The sequence below is a fragment of the Limihaloglobus sulfuriphilus genome, from assembly GCF_001999965.1.
Lineage (GTDB): Bacteria > Planctomycetota > Phycisphaerae > Sedimentisphaerales > Sedimentisphaeraceae > Limihaloglobus > Limihaloglobus sulfuriphilus.
In genome coordinates this window covers 1,923,849-1,950,091 of sequence record NZ_CP019646.1, presented here as the reverse complement: position 1 = coordinate 1,950,091, position 26,243 = coordinate 1,923,849, and the positions used below count along the sequence as shown (strand labels likewise).

General features: G+C 48.6%; 17 protein-coding genes. 13 read left to right on the top strand and 4 right to left on the bottom strand.

What is annotated here, in order from left to right:
- Positions 1–22 precede the first annotated feature (22 nt).
- From SMSP2_RS07310 to SMSP2_RS07250, 13 genes are all read left to right on the top strand, one after another.
- Entirely contained in the window at positions 23–1,030 is a 1,008-nt protein-coding gene (locus tag SMSP2_RS07310) for a LamG domain-containing protein (RefSeq protein ID WP_146683329.1), read from the top strand.
- A 38-nt stretch (positions 1,031–1,068) separates the two neighbouring features.
- On the top strand, positions 1,069–2,046 hold the full coding sequence (locus SMSP2_RS07305; protein WP_146683328.1) for a LamG domain-containing protein: 978 nt from the start codon (positions 1,069–1,071) through the stop codon (positions 2,044–2,046).
- 63 nt (positions 2,047–2,109) lie between these two features.
- Entirely contained in the window at positions 2,110–2,952 is an 843-nt protein-coding gene (locus tag SMSP2_RS07300; protein ID WP_146683327.1) for a type II secretion system protein, read from the top strand.
- 144 nt (positions 2,953–3,096) lie between these two features.
- The gene (locus SMSP2_RS07295; RefSeq protein WP_186804632.1) at positions 3,097–5,817 is read left to right on the top strand and encodes a glycoside hydrolase domain-containing protein; all 2,721 of its coding nucleotides are present in this window, start codon (positions 3,097–3,099) and stop codon (positions 5,815–5,817) included.
- Between the two features lie 4 nt (positions 5,818–5,821).
- Positions 5,822–7,684, top strand: a complete 1,863-nt coding sequence (locus SMSP2_RS07290) for a sialidase family protein (protein ID WP_146683325.1) — start codon at positions 5,822–5,824, stop codon at positions 7,682–7,684.
- 9 nt (positions 7,685–7,693) lie between these two features.
- Positions 7,694–9,562, top strand: coding sequence for a sodium:solute symporter family protein (locus tag SMSP2_RS07285; RefSeq protein WP_146683324.1), 1,869 nt, complete (start codon positions 7,694–7,696; stop codon positions 9,560–9,562).
- A gap of 2 nt (positions 9,563–9,564) precedes the next feature.
- Complete coding sequence (locus SMSP2_RS07280; RefSeq protein ID WP_146683323.1) at positions 9,565–11,139, top strand: sulfatase family protein; 1,575 nt, start codon at positions 9,565–9,567, stop codon at positions 11,137–11,139.
- Between the two features lie 50 nt (positions 11,140–11,189).
- Positions 11,190–14,453 (top strand): carbohydrate-binding family 9-like protein, encoded by a 3,264-nt coding sequence (locus SMSP2_RS07275; protein WP_146683322.1) that lies wholly within the window; start codon positions 11,190–11,192, stop codon positions 14,451–14,453.
- Positions 14,453–15,511: a uroporphyrinogen decarboxylase family protein gene (locus SMSP2_RS07270; protein ID WP_146683321.1), complete on the top strand. Its 1,059-nt coding sequence runs from the start codon at positions 14,453–14,455 to the stop codon at positions 15,509–15,511. The genes SMSP2_RS07275 and SMSP2_RS07270 overlap by 1 nt, the downstream gene beginning before the upstream one ends.
- Positions 15,508–16,809 carry a GH116 family glycosyl-hydrolase gene (locus SMSP2_RS07265; RefSeq protein WP_146683320.1) on the top strand — a complete coding sequence of 434 codons (1,302 nt, stop codon included), beginning with the start codon at positions 15,508–15,510 and terminating at the stop codon, positions 16,807–16,809. Before SMSP2_RS07270 ends, SMSP2_RS07265 begins: the two co-directional genes overlap by 4 nt.
- Positions 16,739–18,067 carry a GH116 family glycosyl hydrolase gene (locus SMSP2_RS07260; RefSeq protein WP_146683319.1) on the top strand — a complete coding sequence of 443 codons (1,329 nt, stop codon included), beginning with the start codon at positions 16,739–16,741 and terminating at the stop codon, positions 18,065–18,067. Before SMSP2_RS07265 ends, SMSP2_RS07260 begins: the two co-directional genes overlap by 71 nt.
- Positions 18,068–18,076: 9 nt before the next feature.
- Positions 18,077–19,105, top strand: coding sequence for a uroporphyrinogen decarboxylase family protein (locus SMSP2_RS07255; protein ID WP_146683318.1), 1,029 nt, complete (start codon positions 18,077–18,079; stop codon positions 19,103–19,105).
- A 30-nt stretch (positions 19,106–19,135) separates the two neighbouring features.
- Positions 19,136–21,730 carry a DUF4091 domain-containing protein gene (locus SMSP2_RS07250; protein ID WP_186804915.1) on the top strand — a complete coding sequence of 865 codons (2,595 nt, stop codon included), beginning with the start codon at positions 19,136–19,138 and terminating at the stop codon, positions 21,728–21,730.
- 47 nt (positions 21,731–21,777) lie between these two features.
- Here the strand turns inward: SMSP2_RS07250 and SMSP2_RS07245 are convergent, their stop codons facing one another.
- The 4 genes from SMSP2_RS07245 to SMSP2_RS07230 all read right to left on the bottom strand — a co-directional run bounded on the left by SMSP2_RS07245 (position 21,778) and on the right by SMSP2_RS07230 (position 26,237).
- Positions 21,778–22,677: a CobW family GTP-binding protein gene (locus SMSP2_RS07245; RefSeq protein ID WP_146683316.1), complete on the bottom strand. Its 900-nt coding sequence runs from the start codon at positions 22,675–22,677 to the stop codon at positions 21,778–21,780.
- A 95-nt stretch (positions 22,678–22,772) separates the two neighbouring features.
- A complete protein-coding gene (locus SMSP2_RS07240) occupies positions 22,773–24,416 on the bottom strand; it encodes a uroporphyrinogen decarboxylase family protein (protein WP_186804914.1) in 1,644 nt (547 codons plus the stop codon).
- A gap of 269 nt (positions 24,417–24,685) precedes the next feature.
- A complete protein-coding gene (locus SMSP2_RS07235) occupies positions 24,686–25,153 on the bottom strand; it encodes a hypothetical protein (RefSeq protein WP_146683314.1) in 468 nt (155 codons plus the stop codon).
- A 40-nt stretch (positions 25,154–25,193) separates the two neighbouring features.
- Positions 25,194–26,237 carry a hypothetical protein gene (locus SMSP2_RS07230; RefSeq protein ID WP_146683313.1) on the bottom strand — a complete coding sequence of 348 codons (1,044 nt, stop codon included), beginning with the start codon at positions 26,235–26,237 and terminating at the stop codon, positions 25,194–25,196.
- Positions 26,238–26,243 lie beyond the last annotated feature (6 nt).

Here is a 26,243-nt window from a genome sequence, read left to right as displayed (position 1 = left end):
TTTCTTAAATTAGGAGCTATAAATGAAAAGATTAATTTGTTTTTTAATGGCCATTGTGTTTAGCAGCGGAGCGGTAATCGCTGAATTGCCGCAGCCGCTTGTGCATCTGAGCTTTGATCAGACCTGGGAGAATGCGGGGACTGCCGGCCCTGAGGGACCGTCCGCTCCGCTTGATAACGGCGGTTTCGGCCCCAAATTCGATGCCAAGGGTATCATAGGATATTGTCTGGATACTACCAGCATTGTTGACCCCGAAGATGACAGCATCTGGGCAAGGCTGGAGTACGGCAGCTACGATCCCGAAAACCCAACCGCCATCCAGCAGGCACTTGCAGGACTAAAATCCTATACGATTTTATTCTGGTACAAATTCAACGATCGCGGCACTTTCTCTGGTCCAATATTTATGTCTCGTTCTCAAAGAGCAGACGAAGTGTATTGGGCAGACTGGGCTATGTACCCGGTTGCAGGTGGTAACGGTTTGAGAATTCTGATGAATGGTTTTAATAATTCCGGGCAGGGAAGCGGTGATATGACCTGGCCTAGTGGAATTGCATACAACAAGTGGATGTTTATGGCCGCGACGTATAACACTGATAACTTCATGCTGCAATTGAGCTGGTATCAGGGACTTGGTAACAGTTCCGATGATCTTTATGCCAAAAATGCAGGAGATTTCGGTACACCAGGAGAAGCTTTAGAGGGTATTTCGGGCGCTCCTCTTTCGATAGGGGCATGGACATTTAACTATGTTATTGACGAAGAAACAGAGATCGAATACGAAACAACTGGCGGCTTTGACGGCTATATTGATGAGTTCCGAATCTACGGAAGCACGGCAGACGGTTCGGGCGCTCTGACAGAAGAGCAGATTCTTGCAGTCTATGAAGCAGACCTGCTGACTCCGCGGTGCGGCGATGAAAACAATCCATATCCTCCCGGAGACCTCACGGGTGACTGTATCGTTGACGGTGATGATGTGGCCGCACTTGCCTCTAACTGGCTGGCGGATAATGCTCCAGCGGAATAAACTATTAACAAATAAATTAATAATACAGGAGTTTTCTTATGTATAACATAAAGTATATTTTAGTTTTGACCCTGATAGTGTCAAGCTGGTCTCTGGGGTTTGATGTTGATACAAGCCTGCCTGAGGGTATACCCTCGCCGGCGCTCTATATGCCTTTTGAGAACACAAACGGGATGTACGGTCCCGGTACAGGCGACAATCCCGCCTGGATAAACTACGCTTATCCCAATGATCTTGCTGAAGTTCTTGACAGGGGCGGCGATGAAGGTTTGACAGAGAACTGGCTCAAAACCCGCGGTTTCGGCGGCGGCGTTAAGGGCAACTATATGGATGGTTCAAGCATGGATGCCTATGGTGAATATTGCCGTATTGTAACATTCAGGGGAGCCGATGCTGCCACAGCGATGTCAGGCCTGGATTCGTTTACGGTTTCATTCTGGCTTAGAACAACTGCGCCTGTTACGACAACAAATTATCTGTTTCAGGTACCTCCATACCAGATGTATCTGACTACTAACGGACGTATAGGCATCCACTACTGGTCCGGACTTGACTGGAAAGCAAGCCCCAATGACGCTTACGATATAGGCCCTAACGGCTGGACAGGCGAGTGGGTATTTGTAGCGGTTACCATTGGCGATAACGGCGCTAAATTCTACGCAGGTTCTCCTACAGAAGCACCTCAGCTCGTAGGCGAAGTTGTGGTTGAAAATCTGGGTAAAAGCCGCGATGGTTTAACAGATTTTTATTATGGTTACAGAAGCTATGTTGCTGCTGTTTACCAGAATTTTGATATGGATGAGCTTCGCATGTGGGCGAGTAAAACCGATGAATCGGCAGATTTAAACCTGGACCAGATAACAGCGATATGGGCATTTGACTATGACCCAAGCCCGGCAGTTTGCGGCGATGCCGACCACGTAATACCCACTGGAGACCTCGATGCTGACTGTTTAGTCAATTTGGCTGATTTTGCAGTATTATTCGACAACTGGCTCATTAATACACGTCCTTAAAAAAAGAATAATTGAATTAAATCTGATGTGTAAGCATTGGAGTTGTAAAATTGAGGTAACATTATGTTGAATTTTAAAAAAGGTTTCACACTTATAGAGCTCTTAGTTGTAATATCTATAATTGCCCTCTTAATGGCGATTATGATGCCGGCGCTGAGTAAAGCCAGGGAGCAGGCGATAAAGACAACCTGCATGAGTTACTTCAAACAGATTGGGCTTTCGCAGGGGCTTTACGCTGCTGAATTTCAGTCCTGGCTTCCCAGGGCAAAGACGGTTCCTGAGCTTGAAAAATATGGTTACAACAATGAGAAAGGCGGAGTTGTAGCATGGCTTAACGTTATGCTGAAAGAGCCCTTCGAGTATGTTCGTGACAGTTACGGGATCGAAGACAAATTCTGGTTTTGCCCGGGCTTGCAGAGGCACGAAAGGCCATTTTACAAGGATAGAATTTCAGGCATGAAAAACGGCAGGATCACTTATTCACAGGGTAATGGAACCTGGCCGCCTATGTACTGGAGTCTGGGAGTCTCTTACCTTATCAAGGCTGATACAAGAGTTCCGCAGAATTTCTTGTATAAAAGTGAGACTGCACTGAGCCCGCTCAAAGACAGCAGCGATAAGATTCTTGCCGCCGACCTGACGCTGATATCAGAGAAAAATCCTGACAGGAGACATCCAATGCCGTTTGCTTCGTTGATCGCTCATCGTTCAAACGATCCCGATCGGCCGGTGAAGGGCGCGTCAAGACTGCATTCTGACGGTTCTGTCAAATGGGTTGACTACAAAGAGATGGCTCTGAGCATTAAAACCGGCAAGGAAGGTCCTCTTGAGGCTACCGGCAACGGTTTTGTTCCGTACGGCTATCCCAAAAACGGTGACCCGAGTCTCAGGTCCTTTTTCTGGTAAGAGCAGTCCCTGATCGGACATATCTTCAAGTATAAAGACTATATATTAAACTACAGCAGGGCGGCTGTGAGCTAAAACCATGGCCGCCCTTACTTATGTTCCTGTTAATTCAACTAATACCAAATGAGTCCTTCTGGAAATTCAATGCTTCAAAAGAAAGTTACTTTTTTGGCGGTTATTACCCTTGTAAACGCCGGTATTCTGGCTCTGGAGCCGGATATTTATCTCTCATTCGACCATAAAACAGCTCCGTACATGGTTAATGGAGATTACGGGGCGGATATGGTTGAATTTGCTTCTGGGGATAACGCGCTCGTTCCGTCGATATCTGCTGCAGGTGTTCGAGGCTCGTGTCAGGATTTGACAAATGAGTCACTTTCTGCACGTATGCAGGTTGCTACCTATACCGGCTCGGCCGCTGCGGCATTGAGCTCTGCAAAGAGTTTCACTACCACAATGTGGATAAAGGGCAGCGGCACTAACGCCGGCTCAGAATATCGTAATGGATATATCTGGCACTACAGAGGTATGAATAATTTTATTATATCGCCAAGGTGGAGGACAGACGGTAAGGTTTATCTCTATTACGGCAGTACATCTGATAACACAGGTACGTTTTATGGCGGAAAAGAGCTGGCCAGCTATGGCCAATGGCGTTTTCTGGCAATTTCACTCGACGCCCAGGCCGGCAAAATAAGGTTCTACGCGGGCAGTGAAACAGAGCCTGTAGAAATTATAGATTCCTTTGATAACAGCTCCGGAGCTTTGCCGATAATTTCACCTCAAGCCGCCGAGCCCTGCATTTTTGCTTTGAATACATGGTATGATCCCGGTACCCTTGAAACAACGTTTTTTATGGGTATGTACCTTGATGAGCTTCGCATTTTTTCCGCAAATGATTCATCAGCGGTAATGTCGATCGACCAGATTGAGCAGATACGCCAGAGCGATCTAACAGAGTATTATAATCCGTTCGATGCTTATATAGGCGGCGACATTGACCTCAGCGGCAGCGTGAATCTGTATGATCTTTTTGCTTTTGGTTTTAACTGGCTAAAGACTACTCTTGCGGGAGCGTTTACCGCCGGGGATATAAATGCAGATAGAAATGTAAACGCGGTTGATTACGGCATTTTAAGTAAGAACTGGCAGAAAACAAAAGATGATTCTCTTGAAATATTGGAAGTTGATATAATGGACAGGATCTTTACAGACTGGGAGCCGAGGCCTAAGTCTCAAGATGTCCTCTATCATGTTCCTCGGGGCTCTCACGTGTCGTTTCAGTTTGCCCTAAATTCAGATACAAATCAATTATGCCGGCCGGGTTTAATGTCAGTGCAGCACAGCCTCACCGGCAAGGGCATGGAACCGGAGCATACCTTCATGCAGGGAGTTATGATCCCAGTTGAGGCTAACAGCAATGACTGCGGTGAGAGCCATCCAACAAATCCGCCTGACCCGTCAGTATTGCAATATCTCGTGCGTCAGGCCCCGTATGAATTTTCCGAGGCTCTCAAGCCGGTAAACGTCATAACTATTGACCACTCACGCAACAACGCGGCTGTTCTGGATATTCTGGTACCATTAGATGCGCCCGCCGGTCTTTATAATGCACGAGTCAACTTCGAGACAGCCGCCGGCAGAAATATTGCAAGTGTGTACTTTGCGGTTCACAATACAGTTGTTGATTCAAGCAGTTACACAATGTATCTTGACAGCTGGTTAGACCCGCAGCCAAAAAATCTCTGTTACAATACTTATATTCCCGAATACTGGTCAGAAAGGCACTGGCAGCTGCTGGAAAACTCAGCCGCTGTTCAGCGAAAATTCGGGGAGAATGTCATATTTACACCTCTTTTTCTGGGTGAAAACCCGGCAATTCAGATAACTTTAAATTCCACAGGACAGCTTGAATTTGATTATACGAGGTTTGACAGATGGATTCTTACATTTAAAGAGATGGGTTTTAAGCTGTTTGAGGGTCAGCACTTATTTAATCGTCAGACACTTTCGCCCACTGATGACATTGTCTGCTACAGTGAGCTGCAGTCGCGTGAGCTGACTCTTGTTCCCAAAACTGCTTCATTCAGTGAATATTCTCGTTTTCTTCGTTTTGCTTTAGAGAGTTTATATGCCCATCTTCAGGATAAATCCTGGACTGCAATGTTTAAACAGCACGTTATGGATGAGCCTAACGATATTGAAAGACTTTTACAGGGCTATACCCTTGTTAAAACATATATGCCGGAAGTGGAAACGCTGGATGCCATTCACTCCTGGGGCACGGACCCGAATCTTTATTCACCAAATACAGACATATTTATCTTTGGCACAACATTAATTGATGACCACCAGGATCTGGTAAACAGCCGGCTTGAGCAGGGGCAGAAAAACTGGATGTATTACTTCTGCAAGCCGTTGGCTCCCGGCCCAAACGCGGCACAGCTCGATCATTATCTGACGTCTTCAAGAGTTTATCCGCTTATATGTCATAAGTACAATGCTACGGGGCTGATACACTGGGCGGCAAACCGCTACCGCGGCAGGGATCCTTACCTGTATTCAATTGGGCCAACCTGGGACGGTCAGCCCGTGACTGATTTTGGGCACCCTCCCGGCGACAACTGGCGTTATTATCCCTCGACCGATGGCCTTATCCCGTCAATGAGGGTGCTGAATTTTCGCGACGGTATGACAGACAATGAGCTGCTCAGGATGCTTTCAGATATCGACCAGGACTTAGCCTCTGCGATGCTCAATCAGGTAGTTTCAAGTCTCAACGAGCACAGCCGCGGCCAATTCGCCAAATATCACCTTTTAAGAGCAAAACTGCTTGAAAAACTTGATCATTTAAATAAAGATTAACAAAATGTACAAAACAGCTTACAATAAATTATTACAAAAAAAACTTTTTGGAGGACTACTTTGCGGTTCCGGCGAGATAAGCCTTTTTGACAAAACCCGAATTGTTGTGCCAAGGTGGATGAGAATAGGGCCTTTTGCTTCTGAGCTCAACGCTGATATGCCTTTGGACAAAACCAACCCCAATGGTTCTTACAAAGGTCTCAACGGGGCAGTAGAATGGGAAGATGTTACACTTGTCCCGGAAGAAACAGGCATCATAGACAACTCAATCGCCGAGGCGGATGGGGCTTACAGCATTTATCTTGCCACCTATGTTTACAGCCGCAAACAGCATAAATGCATTCTCGCGGCCGGTCATCAGGGTGATATGCAATTGTTTCTTAACGGCCGTCAGATACGCGGGACTATGTTTTCGTCTGATAGCGCAAATTTTGACATTGATCTTGTCCACGGCTGGAACCTGCTTATGCTCAGGCTGGATTACTCGCCTCAAGACGATAAGAGTTTCTATGCCGGCTTGTGCCATGCTGACGGAAAGCCGTTCCGTGACGGCTGGGTAAAGACCGGGTTCATGACCAACGGTGATATTGATACGCAGCTTTTCTGCAAAAACCCCGACGAGGAAAATCAGTATATCGAAATAGGCCATATCAGCAACAATGAGCATCTGCGTTCTAAACCCGATGCGGTTGTGTATATTCCCAAAGAGGGCGAGGGCCACAATGACGGCGACAACGAACATTTTCTCGTATTCAACGCCCCCAAAAGCCGGGAGCTGCTGGCAATGTGGACACAGGGGTCAATGGAGCCCTCCGGTGACAACCACATCGTTATATCTCGGAGCAGCGACGGAGTAAAATTCAGCGATCCCGTTTGGATCACCGGCACACACAAGGATACGGACGAGAACCAGGCCAGCTGGGGATTTCCGCTGGTCGCGTCAAAAACCGGCCGGATATACTGTTTCTACTGCGAGACTCCCAAAGGAAAGCTCGGCGGCGCAAGCGGCGTACTCGGCTGTCATATATCTGATGATAACGGTTACACCTGGAATCGTGCCGGAAGAATTGAGCTTGAGGATTGTTTTAAATCCAAAGACGGCAGCAAGATGCCCCTGGGTGAGATAATTGTCTGGCAAAAACCGATTAAAGATAAAAACGGCCGCGTAGTTGTCGGTTATACCTATAATGGATCAGATTGCCCGAAAAGCTGCTGCCGTTTTATGGCCTTTGATAATATTGATGATGCTCCGGAAATTGAAGATATTCAAATCACATACCTTTCTTCGATTGGAAATTCTATTGAGATGCCGGCAGATGTTTCTGAGCGGCATTGTTCAGAACCGGCTCCCGTTCTGCTGCCCGACGGGCGGATTTTCAGCGTAATGAGGACGATTACCGGCAATATCTGGTACAGCGTATCAGAAGATGACTGCTGCAGCTGGACTGCTGCCAGGCCGCTGCTTTATCGCGACGGCGGCGAAGCTGTTAAAAACCCCCTGAACTGCTGCCCGCTGTATCCGCTGGAAGATGGAAAGTACATCCTTTTATACTGCAATAACAGTTTTTACGCTGATTACATTCGAAATGGAAAACCTCTGCCTGCGGGAATGAGCATGTTTACAAATCGCAGGCCCATGGTTTATTCAATAGGTGAGTTCAACCCGCAGGCTGATCAGCCGCTGTGGTTCTCAAAGCCCAAAGAGCTTTTTGATACAGACGGAGTAATAGTAAGCCCCAAAGCGTCTAATGAGATAGGCAGCTATCCGAGCATGACAGTTTTTAACGGTGAACGGATGTTGTGGTATCCGGACAGAAAATTCTTCCTCTTAGGCAAAAAAATCACCAGAGAAATGATAAACTCATAAGGAGAGAATATGGCCGGCTTTGAATGGGCAATTGTTGCAGGTCTTGTTGGGATAATAATCTTTTTCGGTATCTGGAGCCAGAAATACGTAAAAAACGCGGCGGATTTTCTCGTTGCCGGCAGGGGCTGCGGCAAATATCTCGGCGCAACCGCCGGAGAAGCGGCGAGTATGGGAGCTATATCGCTTATCGCTTTTCTACAGGCCGCGTATGTCGGCGGGCCGGTAGCATGGTGGACGATGATAGTTACAGTGGTGGTTTATCTGCTTATATCCGTAACCGGCTGGGGCATTTACAGATTGCGCGAAACACGGGCTATGACACTCAATGAGCTGCTCGAGAAACGATACAGCCGCCGGTTGAGAGTTTTCTGCGGTGTTTTATGTTTTATCTCGGGTGTTTTGAATATGGGCATATTCCCTATAGTAACCGGCAGATTTATAATGTATATCTGCAATCTTCCCGTTTACTTTGACTTTGCCGGCATTACATTCAAGACAGTATGGGTGACAACAGGTCTGCTTGTAGCAATTTCGCTTCTTCTCGCGTTTAAAGGCGGACAGATATCTTTGATAATAACCGATTTCATGCAGTGGTCAGTTATTATGGCTATGTATATAGCTGTAGGTATTGCCGTTTACCGGATTGTCAACTGGGACGATATATCCGCGGCAATTCTTGCTCAAAAAGACACACGGCCCATGCTGGATCCGTATATGCCGACAACCGCCAACGCGTTTGGACTTTGGTATTTCGTGCTTTTCTCTTTCAGGGCGTTTTATAATGTACTTAGCTGGGCTCCCGGCAGCGGCCGCGCACAGTCAGCCACCCAGGCACGCGAGGCAAAGATGATGTGGATACTCAGCTATATACGCCAGGGAGCTAACATGGGGCTTATATTTGCATCAGTCGCATGTTTTGCGTTCATGAACAGCCCGCAGTTCGCCGATATGGCGGCAAAAATACAGGCCACTATTCAGAATATACCAAACACCAAGGTTCAGTCCGAAATGGCTGTGCCGATATTTCTTTCCTACATACTCCCCGCTGGAATCAAGGGTCTTTTCGTAGCCGGCATGGTGGCTGCCTCGATAAGCACTCTGGATACCTATTTTCTCAGCTGGGGCGGCGTACTTACTCAGGATGTTATAGCTCCGTTAAGGCGTAAACCGCTGTCAAACGAATCTCGGCTCAGGTTCCTTCGCTGGTCGGTTGCCGGCGTTGCAGTTTTTGTTTATTTCTTCAGCCTTGTCTGGAAGCAGAGCGATTATATATGGATGTATTTTGCGATAACAGGCTCCATCTATACCGGCGGGGCAGGTGCGGTTATTCTGGGAGGAATCTATTGGCGAAAGGCAACTGAAAAGGGCGCCTGGGCGGCAATGATAACAGGCTCATCGCTTGCAATAATATCTATTATTGTGCAGCAGCAGTGTTCGAAAATGCCTTGGTGGCCGCACTGGCTAAACGGATTATGGCTTTCGGTTATGGCATCCTTGTGCGCGATAATAATCTTTGTTATAATATCTTTTTTAACGTATAAGAAACCCTATGATCTTGAAGAGCTGTTAAACCGTAAACCGCATCTGTGGGAAAAACACCCGGATAAGGTTAAATATACATGGTTTGAAATGTTGATTACAGTTATAACGATTGTTCTTCTTGTTTCGCTTGCAATCGGCGGATGGTACAGCAGAACGCATGAAATATCCGCTCAGAGCTGGATTACATTCTGGAAGTGGTATTCCTTTATTGTGTTCGGCTACAGCATTCCGGTTGCAATATGGTTCTTTATAGGCAGTTTGTTTGATTTAAGAACGCTTTTCAAGACTCTTAAAGAAAACCACCTGCTGGTAAATATTGATTCAGACAAAGGTTAATCATGAGTAAAAACATTTCTGACAGGACTTTATGCAATCGCAGAGATTTTCTCGGACTTGCCGGCTTTGGCGCACTTGCGTGCGGCTCGGCAATGCTGGCCGGATGTTCGGGCTTTGCGAAAAGTTTCGCCCAAAATCAAAGAAAACCCAATGTCATTTTGATACTTGCCGATGACCTTGGCAGGGCGGAGGTGAGCTGCTACGAGGATACCTGGACCCGGGACACACTTCCGCAGGAAGGTCTGGAACATGCCCGGGCATGCGGTTACGATCTGGACAAAGCCCTTGAGGCCGCCTTGAAATGCACTCCAAATATCGACAAGATTGCCTCCGCGGGAGTCAGGATGACTAATATCCACATGGCCCCTTCATGTGCTCCCTCGCGGGCGGCTCTGATGAGTGGGCGCTACCCGCAGCGCAGCGGTATATACCGCAACGGAGACATTTATTATGATGGTTTCCCTGACCAGGAATACTCCCTGGTGCACTTGCTGAAGGATAACGGATATAATACGGCACTGGTCGGCAAGTGGCATCTGGGCCGCAAACGGGAAAAAGGAGCCAGTGAATTTAATTTTGTTCCCGAAAAACACCCTATGAGCCAGGGTTTTGATCATTTCTGGGGTTTTGATGCCGCTGAAACTACCTATTACGACTCAAAGGACTTATGGAGCGGCAGAACCTTCGGCGCAGAACCAGAAGGATATCTGACCGATCAGCTTACAAAAGAGGCGATTAAATATATTGACAATAGCAGCGGCAGCAACAAACCGTTTTTCCTTTACCTGGCTTATAATGCCCCGCATGGGCCTATCGCACGGCCGCCGCAAGAATATCTCGAGCCGTTTGACCTTGGAAACGAGACGATGAACAATATCGCGGGAACAATCCACGCAATGGACAAGGGCATCGGGGATGTTATGGAGCATCTGAAAAAACTCAACATTGATAAAGACACTCTTGTCTTGTTCGCCAGTGACAACGGGGCACCTTTCGGGCATCCGCTGCCCTCAAACGGAAATCTCAAAGGTTATAAACGCCAATATTACGAGGGTGGCATCAGGGCACCCCTGATTGCCCGCTGGCCGGGAAGGCTTCCTCAAGGCGTGAGCTTTGACCAAATGGCAAGCGTAATGGATATTCTGCCCACAATTCTTGACGCGGCAGAAATCTCGCCTCCCAAATCCCTGAAGTTGGACGGCAAGAGCCTCTTGCCGGTATTAACCGGCAGAAAACAGACTCAGCGCGAAAGTCTCTGCTGGGCAGGGCCTAACGGCCGCTACAGCATAAGGTTAGGTCAATACAAGAAAAAGGCCAAAGAACTTGGGGTAAGTCATTGGGATATACTGCCGGCGGGCTGGTATGTCCGTAAAGGCGACTGGAAACTGATAGACCCCAGCTCTGGTGAGCCTGAACTGTATAACCTTGCAGATGATATTGAGGAACAGAACAACGTTATCGCGGAGTACCCCGAACTTGTAGAGGAGCTTAAGGGTATATTCAGGCAGTGGATAAATGAGATGCCGCCGCCCGTGCTCTGTAATATTCAAGAGTGGGAAAAATTCAAAGAAATTTAAAACCGGCTTTCTTAAAACCTGCAGAAACATAAATAACGAGGAATTTAAACATGGGTTTAAAAACAGTAATTCTATTTTTGCTTGGACTATCTTCGATTTTATCCGCAATTGAAGTGGAATCCTGCCGCATAGAAGATGACTTTATGCTCACATCCGATGTGGCCGGCGGTCCGTGGAGTGCCGCGGAGCAGGCTTACATTATAGAAAATGACTGGCAGGGGAATCCTGTAGAGTCTCACTGGCACACGAGTATCAAGTCGCTGTGGACGGATAATTATCTGTATGTTCTTTTTAGAGCGAATTTTGACACCTTAGTTCCATCGCGGAACGTAAGTTGTGATGAAAACGGCGACTGCTGGGGCGTGTGGAACTATGATGCCTGCGAAATATTTATCGGCGACGGCCCCGACATAAAAAAATACTTTGAGTTTGTCTGCGGCCCGGACGGCAGGAAGATAGACATTCGCCACGATAAGAACCTGCCAAAGGGAAATGATTTTGAAACCGGTTGGACTTCGCTCTGGCAGGCCAGAGTTGAGGTCTTAAACGCTTCAAAACAGTGGATATGCCAGCTCAAAATACCGATGGAAACTATAGCAAGCACCCCGATTGAACCAGGAAAGGTTTTTCACGCAAACTTTTACCGCATATCCGGAGACTTGGAAGAATACAAGGATATCCGCCGTTATACGGCGTTGAATCCCACAAATACAGAGGAACCGGCTTTTCATTTGCCGGAGAAGTTTGGCACTCTAAAACTTGTCTCCGCACAAAAGCCGCTGCCGCAGCCGGCTTTACGGCTTAATGTTGCAGGCAAGAATGCGTCTCTGAAATGGAACGGCCGGCATGAAAGCTCTCTGGATAATGCCGAAGTTCTGCGTTCAGCCGGGCCGGCAGGCACTGACTGTCTGGATTTCTGGCGTACTGTTAAAACATCAAAAGCCGCGGCGGTTGAAGATGAGTTTGTCTCAGACAGCCTTAACGATCTAACATCGCTGACCATAACAGGCTGGGTGAACCGTGAACTTGATTTTAACGATTCGCAAGCATCTGATATTCAGTACGTGCTGAACTGCCCTGGACGTTTTCATTTGATGTTTGACCAGTGGAGCCGCATGGCGCTGCGTATGTTCGGCAAAGACGGCAAAATAGGCCCCCAGATATATTCGAGCTGGCTGAGCACAAATCATCTCAACCCGGGCAGCAGGTGGGTGTTTTTTGCCTTTACCTTCGATACCGCAAAAAAAGAGAACAACGCCAGATTTTACGTCGGCTCAGAAAAATATCCTGTATTCTGTGATACTACCGCAAGTATAAGTGTTGACGAGCTTGCATCTTCTGATCTCAAAAAGCTGATTTTCGGGGCATATAACGAAAAGGGGGACGGAATATTAAAAGGAATGCTATCCGGGATCAGGGTTTATGCTTCGGCAAAGCCGTCACACAACGCGGCTGTTTCTGCGGATATGATAGAACGTATCAGGCAGGACGATCTGGGCAAAGAGTGGCTTCTGAACCTTGCCCGGCTTGAGCTTGCGCAAGCCGAAAAAGACAGGCTCAAGAAGGCCGCTTTAACCGATGAATACTACTCCAATGATGTGAACCTGCATCAGGTCGGCTCGCTTCAGCGGATAATCAGTACAATCCCGCCAGAGCCGCTCAAAATGAATCGCCCCTTCGGTATATATCCGGGCGGAAAGCTATATCTGCAGTTCGCTGCTTCCGGGAAAAAGGCCGGCACTTCTTATGAAATATCACCAGGCACCATAGAAGGCGAAAACGGTCAGTTTTTTGACGGATATGTAAAGACTTACCGTCTTGAACATGTGCCGGTAGAGGCAAACAATAACGGCGGCATAAATACCAGCCTCACTACCCGCCCGCCGCAGCGGTGGATGGAGTATTTAATCGCCGAGGCACCGTTCAAAGCGGCAGAGGTGCTTGTAAAGTCCGATTCTATAACCCTCAAAGAGAATGCCAGTCAGCCTGATTCTTACAGCGGGATACTTCTGGAGGTATGTCTCTCACGAGATGTTGAGCCGGGCATATACCGCGGCGAGCTCCAGCTAAAGGATAACGGCAGGCAGGCGGCGGCATCGTCTTTCAGCTTTCAGGTTTACGATGTTTCGCTGGAAGATGATTTCCCCCTGCATTCGTATCACTGGCTGATGCCGGAGCCTGAAAACCTGATGTATGAAGAACCGCTGCAGTGGTGGTCGGATGAGTACTGGCTCATGCTAAGCGGGGCTATGGACAGGGTTCGCGATTTCGGCCAGGACTGTATAAACATTCCACTGCTTAATTACGGCCCGTTTGCTCCAATACGGACTCTAAAAACCGACAATGGCTACGATTTTGATTTTACTCTGTTCGATGAATACTTCCAGATGGCTCTTGATAAGGGTTTTGTCCAGATAGCCGGCTCGCATATCCTCTGGCTGCCAAGCTCCGGCTCATCTGCTTTAGGCAAAAGGGCCTATCAGGGAGTTTATATCTGGGACAGCCTCAACGAAGAGCCGGAAATGCTTTTCTCTGCGAAATACGACCTGGACGAATGGCTTGAATTCGTGCCGGTTTTCTATGATAAGCTCTATGCCCATCTCAAGGCAAAGGGCTGGGCGGACTTTTATGTCCAGCAGCAGTATGATGAGCCCAAAGACGCCCGGCTTTACGAGCGGATTTCAAAGCTCACACGTGAACACATGCCGGGCATAAAGACAATGGACGCGATAAAAACCAAACCGGAATACTCAGACCTTGTTGATATAATGGTCTTTGATATCAATCTGCTCAGGGCGGATGCCCAGCAGCTTGCTGCCGAGCGAAAAGCCGGCGGCAAAGACGTGTGGTTTTATCACTGCTGCAGCCCGTACCCCCCGTATCCCAACAGACACCTAGATGATCCGCTCGCCGGCTCGAGGCTATATCCCTGGCTTGCCTGGCTGGGCAACTCTGACGGCTACCTGTGGTGGGCGGTAAACGTATATCGCGGCGCTGACCCGTACAAGACATCGATCGGGCCTCTGCCCGGCGGCAGCCAGAATCCCGGCCACGGCCCCGGTGACAACTGGATGTACTATCCCGGACCCGACGGACTGCGGGGCTCTATGAGAATGGCGGCATTCAGGGACGGGCTTGCCGACAACGCCATGCTTCGCAAACTTGCAGAGACCGACAAAGAAGCAGCCAATAGGATAATGCGGAAAATTGCCGTCTCGCCGGTAGAATACAGCAGAGAGCCGCAGGATTACTATGATGCGAGAATCGAATTACTTGAGGCACTCGAGAATACAGGTTACGGGAGTACTCCATAATGATCAGTTCAAAACAAAGAGTTATAGCGGCGGCCGAGCATAAAACCGCTGACCGCACCGCAATTACATTTGACGCCGAAAAAGAGGTTTATGAGCTTCTTTACAGCCACTTCAAAACGTCTGAAAAGAAGGTTCTCTTCGACAGGTTGGGCTGTGATACATGGATGATTCTGCCGCAGGGGTTTTTCCCCGAGCCTACCGGCGGCCCTGACGGTGCGGCAGTAAATATATGGGGTGTGGAGTATATAGACGCCCATTATTCCGGCGGCGTCTATCAGGAAATCCACAAGTCCCCGCTTGCCGGCAGAGACAGCCTTTCGGACATAGACAACTGGCAGGTGCCGGGAGCTGATGCGGTAAAATTCGGTCATTTTCGAGATGAGGCCGCCGCCAATCGTGAAAGGGCGGTTATCGGTGTGTTTACCCACGGCCCGTATTTTATCGCTACTGATGTTCGCGGCATGGAAAATCTCATGATGGATTTCGGGCTCAACCGCTCATACGCCGCCAAACTTATTGAAAAGATTACCCAGCCGTGTCTGGCATACCTCGAAAATATGCTTGAAAATCACGGCGACGGCATAGACATTGTATATATGGCGGATGATTACTGTTCACAGGATGCGCCGCTGTTCAGTCCGGCTGATTTCCGTGAATTCGTAATGCCCTACCTGACGAAATTTGTTGAGATAACCCACAAACACGGCAAAAAGTTTCTTCTGCACTGCTGCGGCGCGGTCAGGCCGCTGTTGCCGATGATCATAGAGGCCGGCGTTGATATGCTTGAGCCGATACAGATTCGCGCCGCGGGCATGGAGCCCGAGGGCCTGAAACGTGATTTCGGCAAAGACATCTGCTTTTACGGCGGCGTTGACCTTCAGCAGATATTATGCAAAGGCAGCCCCGCGCAGGTCAGTGACGAGGTTAAAAGGCTGATAGATATTCTCGGCAGAGACGGCGGTTATGTCCTGGGCCCGGGCCATACGTATATCCAGATCGATGCGCCGCTTGAGAATATTTTAGCCATGTACAAAACGGCAGTGGAGTATCGGCCGTGAGTAGATTAAGTATTTCATTCTCATTTTTTTTGCTTTGTTTCGTTTCAGCTGGTATCACCGCACAGGCAGAAGGTGTATCTTTAAAAGTTCCCCTTGATCAGTTATATGCCAGTTCAGATGTCTATGAAGAAAACCGTCTGGAGGCTTTGGATTTTGTGGTTGGAGCAATAGGCGGCGGCAGTGTCAGACTGAACGGACAGGGCAGGATACACCGCTGGAGCTGTATGGGTAATTCTATAGAGACCGGCGCTGTTGACAGTTTTTTCGGGTTTTCGGTAAACCGGGATCGCGGCAGCTCGTATTACGCTATACAGACCAATGAAACCAGAAGTTTGCAACCGGCGGACAAAGTCAGCTTCAGAGGCATATATCCATTTGCCAGATTTGATTATAAATACAGCGGCCTTCCTCTAAAAGTATCTATGAGTGCTTTTAACCCCAAAATACCGCTCAATCTCAAGGATTCAGCTTTGCCCTGTGCCGTTTTTGAATTTGAGTTTGAAAACACATCTGATAATGCTTTAGATATAACTTTCTTTGCGAGCCAGTTAAACCTTTCCGGCTACCGGGATGATTCTCCCATAAACAGCAGAGAGCACCTCGGACTCCAGAGAGCTTTCAATCGAATCAGCAAAACTGACGGTAAGATAACGCTATACATGGACAGTGCAACGCCTCCGGGGTGGAACGGCGCAGGTAATATGACACTTTCCATCGCCGCGGACACAAATGCCTGTTCGGGCGCAGCGAACTGGACTGATATTGGGGCGGTCAAAGACCAGATTGCCAAACACAAAAACGTAGATTTCCTCGAATTTGAGGCAATTCCCTATCCCTGGGTTAGACGCAAGTATGTTTCACTGGCAGGTATGTTGTCGATGAATCTCAAAATAGAGCCCGGCGAAAAGGCTTCTGTGCCTGTGTTCCTGAGCTGGTACTTTCCAAATGCCGCCAATGGAATGCTTAGCCACGGCAGCAGCTGGGACGGATTGGGCCGGCAGTACGCAAACTGGTTTGAAGACAGCGCCGCGGTGGAGAAATATGTCTTGAACAATTTCACCAGACTCAACTGTGAAAGCGTCGAATTTGTAGAGTCGTTTTACAAAACCTCTCTGCCCAATTATATTCTCAACAGGATCAATGCTCAAATAGCTGTTCCGGCAAGCCCTACCTGCTTTATCGACAAAGACGGCAACTTCGGCGGCTGGGAAGGCCGCTGGCAGGAATATGAGGCAGCAGGAGTTCGGGGCGATGAGTCCCGAAGGCAAAATCCCCTTCAGGATCGGACTGGATTATGACGCGGCTATTGACGGCCAGCTTGGTGCTGTTCTGGCAAGCTATCGTGAGTATCTCTGCAGCGGCAGCGGCAAATGGCTTGCCCAAAACTGGGATAATATTGAAAAAGCAATGGATTATGTCATAGAACGCTGGGACAGTGATGAGGACGGCTTTTTTCAGGGGCTCTCTCACAACACGCTGGATGCGTCCATGACAGGGACGTCCTCGTGGATAGGTTCGATGTATGTAGCCGCGCTGCGGGCTTCCTCGAAGATGGCGAAGTTAAACAATGATATCCAAAAGGGCGGCCGGTACTCAGCCCTTGCAGATACCGCCGCGAAAAATCAGGATTCAGCCCTGTTCAATGGGGAGTATTATATTCAGCTGCCCGAGAGTTCAGTTCAAGGTGAAGCGGCAGTCGAAAACATGCAGGTAGCTCAAAAGTACAGCGGTTCCAGAGAACTCATAAACGGCAGTTCGATAGACCAGCTGCTGGGGCAGTGGTGGGCGTCTCAGCTGGATTTGGGATGGATTTACGACAAACAGAATACAACTAATGCCGCCAGAGCCATTTTTAAATACAATTTCAAAGATAAACTTGAGGGTATAAAACAATACCCCAGAAAATTTGCCGCTGATTCTGACGGCGGGATGTTAATTGCAACCTGGCCGGGTGATGACAGGCCGGACAATCATATAAAATACGCTGATGAAATAATGAGCGGTTTTGAGTATTCTGCCGCTTCGATGATGATTTATGCCGGCTTGCGAGATGAACCGTATAAGGTGCTCAAGACAGCCGCCAAAAGGTACGACGGCAGGCTTAGAAAGGATTGTTACCTCAAAGACTACAACGGCAATCCTTTTGGCGATGTGGAGTGCGGCTTTTTTTATGCCAGGCCTTTAAGTATATGGTCTGTGCTGACCGCTTATCAGGGATTCAGCTTCAACGGGCCTGAAAAGTCGCTTGGTTTCGCGCCGAACATCGATTTTGATGATCACGTATCGTTTTTCGTAACAAACTCCGGTTGGGGCACTTATCAGCAAACGTTCAGCGGCAGCTTAAAAGCTGTAATTACTGTTGATTACGGCTTCGTTGAGCTCAAAACCCTTCGTTTGAAAATGCCTGAGGAGCATAAAATAAAAAAAGTCCTGCTCAAGGCCGGCCAGGTGCAGCGGGCTATGGATTTTGAGAGGATTGACGGGTTTATAGTTATAAAAATGCCTGAAATTCTGAAAATCAAAACAGGCCGGAGCTTAGATGTTATTTGTTTATAAAGAAAATATATGAATCTACTTAACAGAACTGAAGTCCGAAAAGCAATCAGGTTTGAAGGCCCTTCTAACCCTCCGAGGTGTTTATCGTTGTGGCACAACGAAGAAACGCTGGAATATTTCGGCGGCAGGTTTGAGAAACTTCTTGAGGAGTTTCCCGATGATGTCCTTGCCGCGCATATAGGCATTCATTACTGGCACAGCATAAATGATGACCCAAATTACCGGTGGGCCTGCCGCGGCCAGCAGAAACCGGCGGCAGCGATAGACAACTGCCCGATAATTACTGACTGGGACTCGCAGCTGGATAGGTTCATAGAGGATATGCCGGACCCGAACAGGCCTGATGCAATGGATGAGATAAAGCTCTTGCGAAAACAGTTTCCCGACAGGTATATACTGGCGAACTGGGGGCATTACTTTCACCAGCGTATCGCGTATCTACGCGGCATAGAAAACCTGCTCATTGACATGTACGATAATGTAAGCAATCTGACGCGGCTGATGGAGGCACTGCTTGGCTTTTACAGCGTATGGGCGGTTCGCAGCCGCGATGCCGGAGCCGATGGTGTCTGGGCGGGCGACGATTTGGGAATGCAGACCAGCCTGTTCATGTCGCCGGATAAGTTCCGCCAGATTTACAAACCTTTCTACACCGAGCTTGCCAAAATACTTCATAAAAACAGCCTCGACTTCTGGCTTCACAGCTGCGGCAACAACTATGATATTCTCTCAGACCTGATCGAGGCGGGCGTCGATGTGTTTCACCCCGTGCAGGTGGGCTGCATGGATGCCCGGAAGACCCTGGAAAATTACCGCGGCGAAATAGCCTTCTGGGTGGGAATGGATGTTCAGAATCTCATACCCTTCGGCACGCCCGAGCAGATAAAGGCCGGAATCCGTGAAAGGGCAAAGCTGTTTTACAGCCCGCGTGGAGGGGCAATTTACGGCGCGGGCAACGCTGTAATGGCAAATATTCCGTTTGAAAACATTCAGGCCTATGTTGAGACGCTCAGGGATTTCTGTGAGAATCCCGCTTAACGTGAATTTATTTATATTATGGAGATAACCATGCAAAAACTGTTTAAATACCAAATAGCTCTGATCGCTTGCTTGATCCTGCCGGCAGTGTGCTTAGGCTCAACGTTAGCCCATACTCCTGAGCCGCTGATAACGATTAACGCCCGGACAGAAAATGTGCCCGATACCATAATAAAAGCAGAGCACGGCATATCCGGCGGCTCATGCCTTGATTTTACAGACCCGGCATCTTTCAAACCGATTGTCATTGAGGATGACCGGGTTCTCGATGAACTTTCCGGTATAACCTCGCTTACCATAACCGGCTGGATGCGGCGTCAGATGAGCTTTGACGATATAGACGTTGAAGTTCCCGTTATGCTCAACTGTCCCGGTCATTTTTATATAACTTTCGGCCGCTGGGGGCGGATAGGTCTGGTGATGACCGGCCAGGACGGCAGAAGAAAACAGATTTGGAGCGGCTGGATAAACATACCCAATCTCTTGCCCGATGACAGGTGGGTGTTTTTCGCGTTTACTTATGACGGCCTGAAATCCGGCCCAAATGCCGCTTTTTATTACGGTTATCAGCAGTATCCTGTTGAGCTGGAAGCCTATCAGCCGGCTGATTCCGGTCAGGTCAATACAGACCCGGACGAGATGTGGACGGGCGAGAAAAAAGTTTTATCTTCCGCCGGCACACTTTCAGACAAGCCGGCAGAATCGCTGGTAATAGGTGCGCGTGACGGCTCGGGTTCTCAGCCATTTAAGGGTATGCTCGATAGTATCCGCATATTTGCAAGCGATACGGATTCATCTGCTGCTCTCACCCGCTCACAGGTAGAAAGTGTAAGGCAAAACGACCTCGGTTATGATGCGGTTAAAAACTACATCATTGAGAAAGCGGAAAAAGAGCTGCTCGAGAGCCAGAGGCAGTGGGATATTGAACAGAAATACTGGTCAGATACGCTGAATCTGCATCAGGTAGATTCGCTCAGCCATGTTTTTTCGGATATTGCACCGATGCCGCTGCTTGAGAGCGAGCCGGTCAGTGCGGCGAAGGGGTCGGTGCTGCCTTTGCAGTTTGCCGCTATGTCACGAGAGAAAGCGAAGATCGATGCCGCGGTCAAGGTCTCAGCCCCAGTTTCGCAGGATGGCAGTGTCTTTGCCGGTACAATCAAGACCTATCAGGTAAAGCATGTGCCGGTGGAGGCGAACAATAACGGCGGAATTCGCACGACAATATCGTCAAGACCGCCGCAGATATGGATGGAGCATATAACCAGAGAGGCTCCTTTCCAGCTTGCAGAGGCCCTTATTGAGACGGACACTCTCGATCTGCGTGAAAACAACATGCACGAGATTATGTACAAGGCGATTCTGCTTGATATACATATTGACAGTGATTGCGAGCCGGGGATTTACAAGGCTCAAATAGAGATTGATACGGGCAGTGAAACCATTTCACGGCCCTTTGAGTTCAGGGTGCATAAGACAATTCTGGACGGTTTCCCCAGGCTCAACAATGTGTTCTGGTTTAAGGCCGACCCGAAGAATCTGACTAATGGGCCGCTTCCGGAGATGTGGAGCCCGCGGCACTGGCAGCTTATAGAAAATTCCGCCAGGACGCTGCATTCTTTCGGGCAGAACGCTATTTCAATTTCTCTTATGACACATAGAGATGAAACGGTCAACTACATACAGACAATATTAAAAAAGGACGGCTCGTACGACTTTGATTTTACCATGTTTGACCGCTGGTTTGAAACTTTCCGCAGATGCGGTTTTGAGTATTTCGAGGGCATCTGCACATTCGGCGGGCACAAGGCATCCGCCCAGAATGTTAAGGCTCTGGATGAATCTACAGGAAAGATGATAGATATCTTTACCGACGGGTCTTCACTCGAGGACTGGTATGATTTTGTTGGTGTATTCTATGACCACCTTTATTCGCACCTCAAAGAGAGGGGCTGGGATAAATATTATGTTCAGGCGATACTTGATGAGCCGACGGATATGGCCAATTACCGCCGGGCGTATGAGCTGACCAAAAAGCACATGCCGGGGATAAAAACAAAAGAGGCCTGCGGCAACGCCGATTATTCTGATTATATAGACATACAGGTTTTCAACTATGCCCTTGCAAAGGAATCTTATCAGCGGCTCGCCAAAGACCGCCGCAGCCAGGGCAAAGGCGTCTGGTTCTATCACTGCGCAAGCCCGTATCCGCCTTATCCCAACAGGCATCTTGATGACCCGCTGTCATGTTCGCGGCTCTACCCCTGGCTGGTATATTCACTCAACGCAGACGGGTATCTTTTCTGGGCGGCTAATAACTACCGCGGGGCTGACCCGTACAAAAGCTCCATCGGCCCGCTGCCCGGAGGCGTAACCAACCCCGGACATCCGCCGGGAGACGACTGGATGTATTACCCAGGCCCCGAGGGGCTGCGGGGCTCGATGCGGATGGTTGCTTTCAGAGAAGGCGTTATTGACTATACACTGCTGGATATGCTCGCCGAAAAAGACTCTGAAAGGGCAGATGAGCTGGTAAACAAAATAGTCAGAACTCCTCTGGATTACGAAAAAGAGCCCGGATTGTACCACCGTCTCCGCCGCGTGATGCTTGAGATTCTTGACAATTAACAATGGTAAAAAACTGAATAAAAGCTGTTATTATTATATCGGCTTTGTCAGTCTTTGAATATTTCGCCGAACCTGTCAGTGAGAGTCTCTTTGTCAAGTTTCCAGGCTATAACTGTAAAAGCCGAACCTTGGGAGAGATTCTCCTGGCGGGGGCGTTCAAATAAGTCCTTGCCCACAATTTCTACATAGCTGCTTTTGTCTGTGAATTCTATGTTGCCTTTGAGCCTGAGAATGTTTTCCGAAAGCTGATCTATCAGAGACATGAACTTTTGCCTGTCTGCCCTGGCGGAGTTTTTCACAGCGACGGCGATAATATCTGCCGGCGGCTCTGTAGCCATATCTCCGCCGCGAACTATGTGTTTTATGTTGTCGAGAGCGGACGGTTCGAACTCTCCGTAGCTTGCGGTAACAACAGGTGCTTCTTTGTTGTATCCTGCAATTATCTCTTTGAGTCTTTCAAGCTCCTCTCCGTTTATCAGGTCAACCTTGTTTATTACCACCAGATCCGCCCAGGCAAGCTGGCCGGTAACGGGCTTCAGGAATGGTGCGGTTTTGGTAAAGTTTACCGCGTCCACAATGCATATATTCGCCTTTATTTCGAACTGTCCCTTAAGGTACGGTTCTTGTATAAATCCTTGTATATCGCGGGTCTCGGCGATTCCGGTGGCTTCTACCACGACGGCTTCTATACTGCTTTGCGATATTTCGGTCAGGGCCTTTATAAAGTCCGTCTTTGTGCAGATGCAGAAGATGCTGCCCTTGTTGATTTCATATTTCGCATAATCACCCGGTTTGACGAGGCTTCCGTCAACTCCAAGTTTTCCGAATTCGTTGATGATGAGAGCTAACTTTTTGTCCTTAATTGCCGGTGTTTCCAGCATTTTGTTCAGCGTGGTTGTCTTGCCCGCACCGAGATATCCTGTCAATGTCCAGATAGGTATAGCCATATTAAACTCTAATATTATGTTAGCTTAGAACCGCGGAGCCGCCTCCGGCTCCATTATACGTGGAGACGGCAGCCGCGATTTTTTTAATTAAGTTACTAAGAGACAGCGTCTTTTAGCCATTCTTTGAGCACTATTACTTCGGGCACTGTATGTGTGGATTTGAGCTGATATTTAGCCACTACAACAGCGGGGAGCTGGTTGTCAGCGATCCCGAATTCGTGTATCTTGTCTTTGTCGCTTACTATCTCAAGGTCGATATCAGCCCCAAGTTCCTGTTTGGCCTGTTCAATATTTTCTTTGACCTTTGTGCATTTTTCACAGTTTGCTTCATCGGTAAGGCTTAGAAGGTAAACAGAAGCCTTGCGGTTTTTGATCTTCAGTCGGAATTTCTCGTTAATTCGGTTCTGGATGGCCTTAATCAGCTCATCTTTAGGCGGAATTCGAGAAACAAATGTAATCATTCCGTCGATGCAGATTGTCGGAATATTCTTGACCATAAGCGCTGCCATGAATTGAATGGCTTCTTTGTTCTTGATCTTATGTTCGCGCCATTCAACTATGCCGTCAAACTGCGGTGCGACCTTGCGAACGGCGTCCACCATATACTGGCATGGTGCGCATGCCTCGGAATCCAGGGTTACAATGTCCACGATTACCTTGTCGGTCTGGCCGTAAAGCGACATGTCAAGAATGTCTTCCATTCCCGCGGTGTTTTCCATTGTCCTGATAACATCTCTTTGGTATTCATCCTGTACAACCGCGGTAACGGCCTTTAAATTTTCAACCGGAGTCGCAAATGGCAGGTCGCAGCCCGGAGCCAGGATGAATCCTGTATCTTCGCCCAGGTCAATGCATCGTATCGCGTCTTTCTGTGCGTCTATTTCACTGCCGAGCAGAAGTACCGTTGTCAGCTGGAGATTTCCGCCGAAACTGATGCCGCGTTTTACACATTCATCACGCACATAATCCAGAGGGATGTTCTCGTCAATCGAAACGTTGTCAGGTTTGCATTCACACATCGCCTCGATGTTCTGCTGGGCGTGGCCGCAGACGAAGAAAGAGCCTTTTGCTCCTTTGGTGCGTATGTGCTCGAAAAGCTCAGTTGCTGCCGGGCTGATAAACTGGCGGAACTGATCGGGGCCGATCTGGCTGGTCATCGGGTCAACCACGGCGATGATATCGCAGCCGGCATCAACATAATAATCGCTCATGGCTTTTGCAACGCCGGTGCAGTAGTTTATCAGCTTTATAACATGGTCGGGATCCTCGAACATGTTCATAAAGATATCGGTGCCCTGAAGATGCAGTGCCAGGGTGAACGGGCCGGTTATGGTTGCGTAAAGCGCGATATCCGGGTTGGCCTTACGTATGGCTTTCGCCGCGTCCATGGCGACCTTGATTCTGCCTTCGTTGGGGCCGGGAATTTTGAGGTCTTCAAGTTTTGTGCCGTTAGCCAGAGGGTGGTTTACGACTGCCGGCGGGTTGTCGTCGGCGTATTTCACGCCGCAGCCGAGCACTTCGGCCTCTATCTGAAGGTCGAAAGTTACGGGGATTCCGTCGGGTGAGTATTCTTCGACGGCTTTTTGAGCTCCCTGGGCGATCAACTTGGCCGATTTGAAATAATCGGTTGCTGTAAGTCCAAGAAGTGACGCCGCGTGGCAGCCAACAAAAGGCACCCAGGGAATACGATCTACTTTTTCACAATTAATAGCTTTAATAACACGTTCTTTGCCGGTCATTATATTTCTCCGTTGATATAAACATTTAATAAGAATGCAGTTAAACAATTCCTTGCGGAAAAGCATGTTTCCGCAGTCGGGTTGTTTCTTTGAGTAATATGATAACAGTAAACGGAAAAAGTTCTTGATTTATTTTACCCCTGTTTAACACAATCCTGCTGAATTGTCCGGTTTTTTTACAGGACAACCGGCTTTCATGTTAACTCTACGTTGGCAATTGCGGCCGCATCCGTCAAATCGGCTTTCTCAAAAAATGGCTCGTAATTCGCTCATTCGGGCTGATATTCTCTTATGAGCGGGTATGTCCGGCCCACATACGGCTGCGGGTCAAAGTGAATCGCGTAGTTGTCTCCGATTTCGTAACCCCTGCCCATGGCGGTAATTTCGAGAGTATTATTTCGCAAATCGATTTCAACCGTCAGCTTTACCCGAAGAAGGTCGCGGGGCTTTCCGGATTTTGCGGCGATTTCACGTTTCTCCTCGGGGATCGGCGGTGCGAATGAGCCCTGAACCTCGAACGAGGCGGGCCAGCGAAGTATCATCGCGGCAGGATAAAATTTCGCCTGGTAGCCGCGTATCCGGCCAAGATGCTCTGAAAGTGTATCGCTGATAAGCTGCTCGATAACCGGCTGCTGGTCTTTGTACGATTGCTGGGCGTTATAAACGCTTATTCCAAGGTGAATTATGCCGGCAACGATGAGTATTGCCAGAATTTTGTATTTATGTTCTGAAAACATTATTACTCCTTATAGCCGCCGCGGCGGTGTTTGAGACGGTTTATCTGGACAACCTGATATTCGCGGTGAGGCCGTTGCAGAAATTGAAATAATCTACAGACAACTTTTCGCCGTCGATATCGAAATACCGCTCAAAGAGCTTGCCGGCAAATTCACTGTTCCATTGTGACGAGACGCTGCCGTCTTTGTTTGAAAGTGTCTCCGCCGCATTATCATCGATTGGCCATTTCCCAAGCATCCCGTCATTGAGCATGTCTGTAAAGTCTTTACGGTATCTGCCGAAATCGTGTTCTCTCAGGAAACGCACGAGCGCGTAAACCGAGGCGTAGTAGGAGCCTGTGAGCTGCTGATTCTTGTGGATTATCACCTGTGCGGGGTTGAGGCTTATCAGCTCGCCGATAGTAAAAAATCCCCCGCGGCCGCGGTAGTAGTTTTGGAGTGAGATTTTCAGGGCGGCGAGCCGGTTGATATTTCTTGAGGGGTTAAAAATGTATCTTCCATTTTCAAACTCGAAGGACTCAAACTGCATCGCAAGCCCCTCATCGAGCCAGCTGGGGAGGGCGTATTCGAAATATGTCCTGGAGAACTGGTGCCAGCCTTCATGCGCCAGCACGCTTAGTGTCTCTGTCCTGCCGATATTGTATGATACGCATATTCCGTTAAGGTAATATGCGCCGCGGTTTATGTTTTTATATACGGGCCATGAGCTTCCGGTGATCTGTTCTGTGAAGTCTTCCCATTGTTCTCGCGAGGCAAAATGGTATATATCCAGGGTTTTGGGGTTTTTGAGCCGGTATCCGAGCATGTCCTGGTAGGCTCCGTGTACGGCTTCGAGGAATACCGGCAGCCGCTCAAGAAACAGCGGGTCAGTTTCTGTGGTAAAAACGCGGTAGTGGTCTGTGGAGACGACAATACCGAAATCACCGTTCCATCTCTCCACCGAGAGCACCCTGGGCTGACTTATGAGCCTCCGGCGGGAGGTTTCTGATATCGCCCAGTCTGATTTGCCCGGCGCAGCAGATACATCACTGCCGCTCTGCCGGCAGCCGCCGGTTAGAACCGCACCGGTTAAAATTAGACACAAATACAG

Excerpts from the sequence above, each read along its gene's own strand:
- SMSP2_RS07270 (WP_146683321.1), top strand. The coding sequence starts at position 14,453 with ATGATCAGTTCAAAACAAAGAGTTATAGCGGCGGCCGAGCATAAAACC.
- SMSP2_RS07295 (WP_186804632.1), top strand. The coding sequence starts at position 3,097 with ATGCTTCAAAAGAAAGTTACTTTTTTGGCGGTTATTACCCTTGTAAAC.
- SMSP2_RS07285 (WP_146683324.1), top strand. The coding sequence starts at position 7,694 with ATGGCCGGCTTTGAATGGGCAATTGTTGCAGGTCTTGTTGGGATAATA.
- SMSP2_RS07305 (WP_146683328.1), top strand. The coding sequence starts at position 1,069 with ATGTATAACATAAAGTATATTTTAGTTTTGACCCTGATAGTGTCAAGC.
- SMSP2_RS07260 (WP_146683319.1), top strand. The coding sequence starts at position 16,739 with ATGAGGCAGCAGGAGTTCGGGGCGATGAGTCCCGAAGGCAAAATCCCC.
- SMSP2_RS07310 (WP_146683329.1), top strand. The coding sequence starts at position 23 with ATGAAAAGATTAATTTGTTTTTTAATGGCCATTGTGTTTAGCAGCGGA.
- SMSP2_RS07255 (WP_146683318.1), top strand. The coding sequence starts at position 18,077 with ATGAATCTACTTAACAGAACTGAAGTCCGAAAAGCAATCAGGTTTGAA.
- SMSP2_RS07240 (WP_186804914.1), bottom strand. The coding sequence starts at position 24,416 with ATGACCGGCAAAGAACGTGTTATTAAAGCTATTAATTGTGAAAAAGTA.
- SMSP2_RS07235 (WP_146683314.1), bottom strand. The coding sequence starts at position 25,153 with ATGTTTTCAGAACATAAATACAAAATTCTGGCAATACTCATCGTTGCC.
- SMSP2_RS07280 (WP_146683323.1), top strand. The coding sequence starts at position 9,565 with ATGAGTAAAAACATTTCTGACAGGACTTTATGCAATCGCAGAGATTTT.
- SMSP2_RS07275 (WP_146683322.1), top strand. The coding sequence starts at position 11,190 with ATGGGTTTAAAAACAGTAATTCTATTTTTGCTTGGACTATCTTCGATT.
- SMSP2_RS07300 (WP_146683327.1), top strand. The coding sequence starts at position 2,110 with ATGTTGAATTTTAAAAAAGGTTTCACACTTATAGAGCTCTTAGTTGTA.
- SMSP2_RS07250 (WP_186804915.1), top strand. The coding sequence starts at position 19,136 with ATGCAAAAACTGTTTAAATACCAAATAGCTCTGATCGCTTGCTTGATC.
- SMSP2_RS07290 (WP_146683325.1), top strand. The coding sequence starts at position 5,822 with ATGTACAAAACAGCTTACAATAAATTATTACAAAAAAAACTTTTTGGA.
- SMSP2_RS07245 (WP_146683316.1), bottom strand. The coding sequence starts at position 22,677 with ATGGCTATACCTATCTGGACATTGACAGGATATCTCGGTGCGGGCAAG.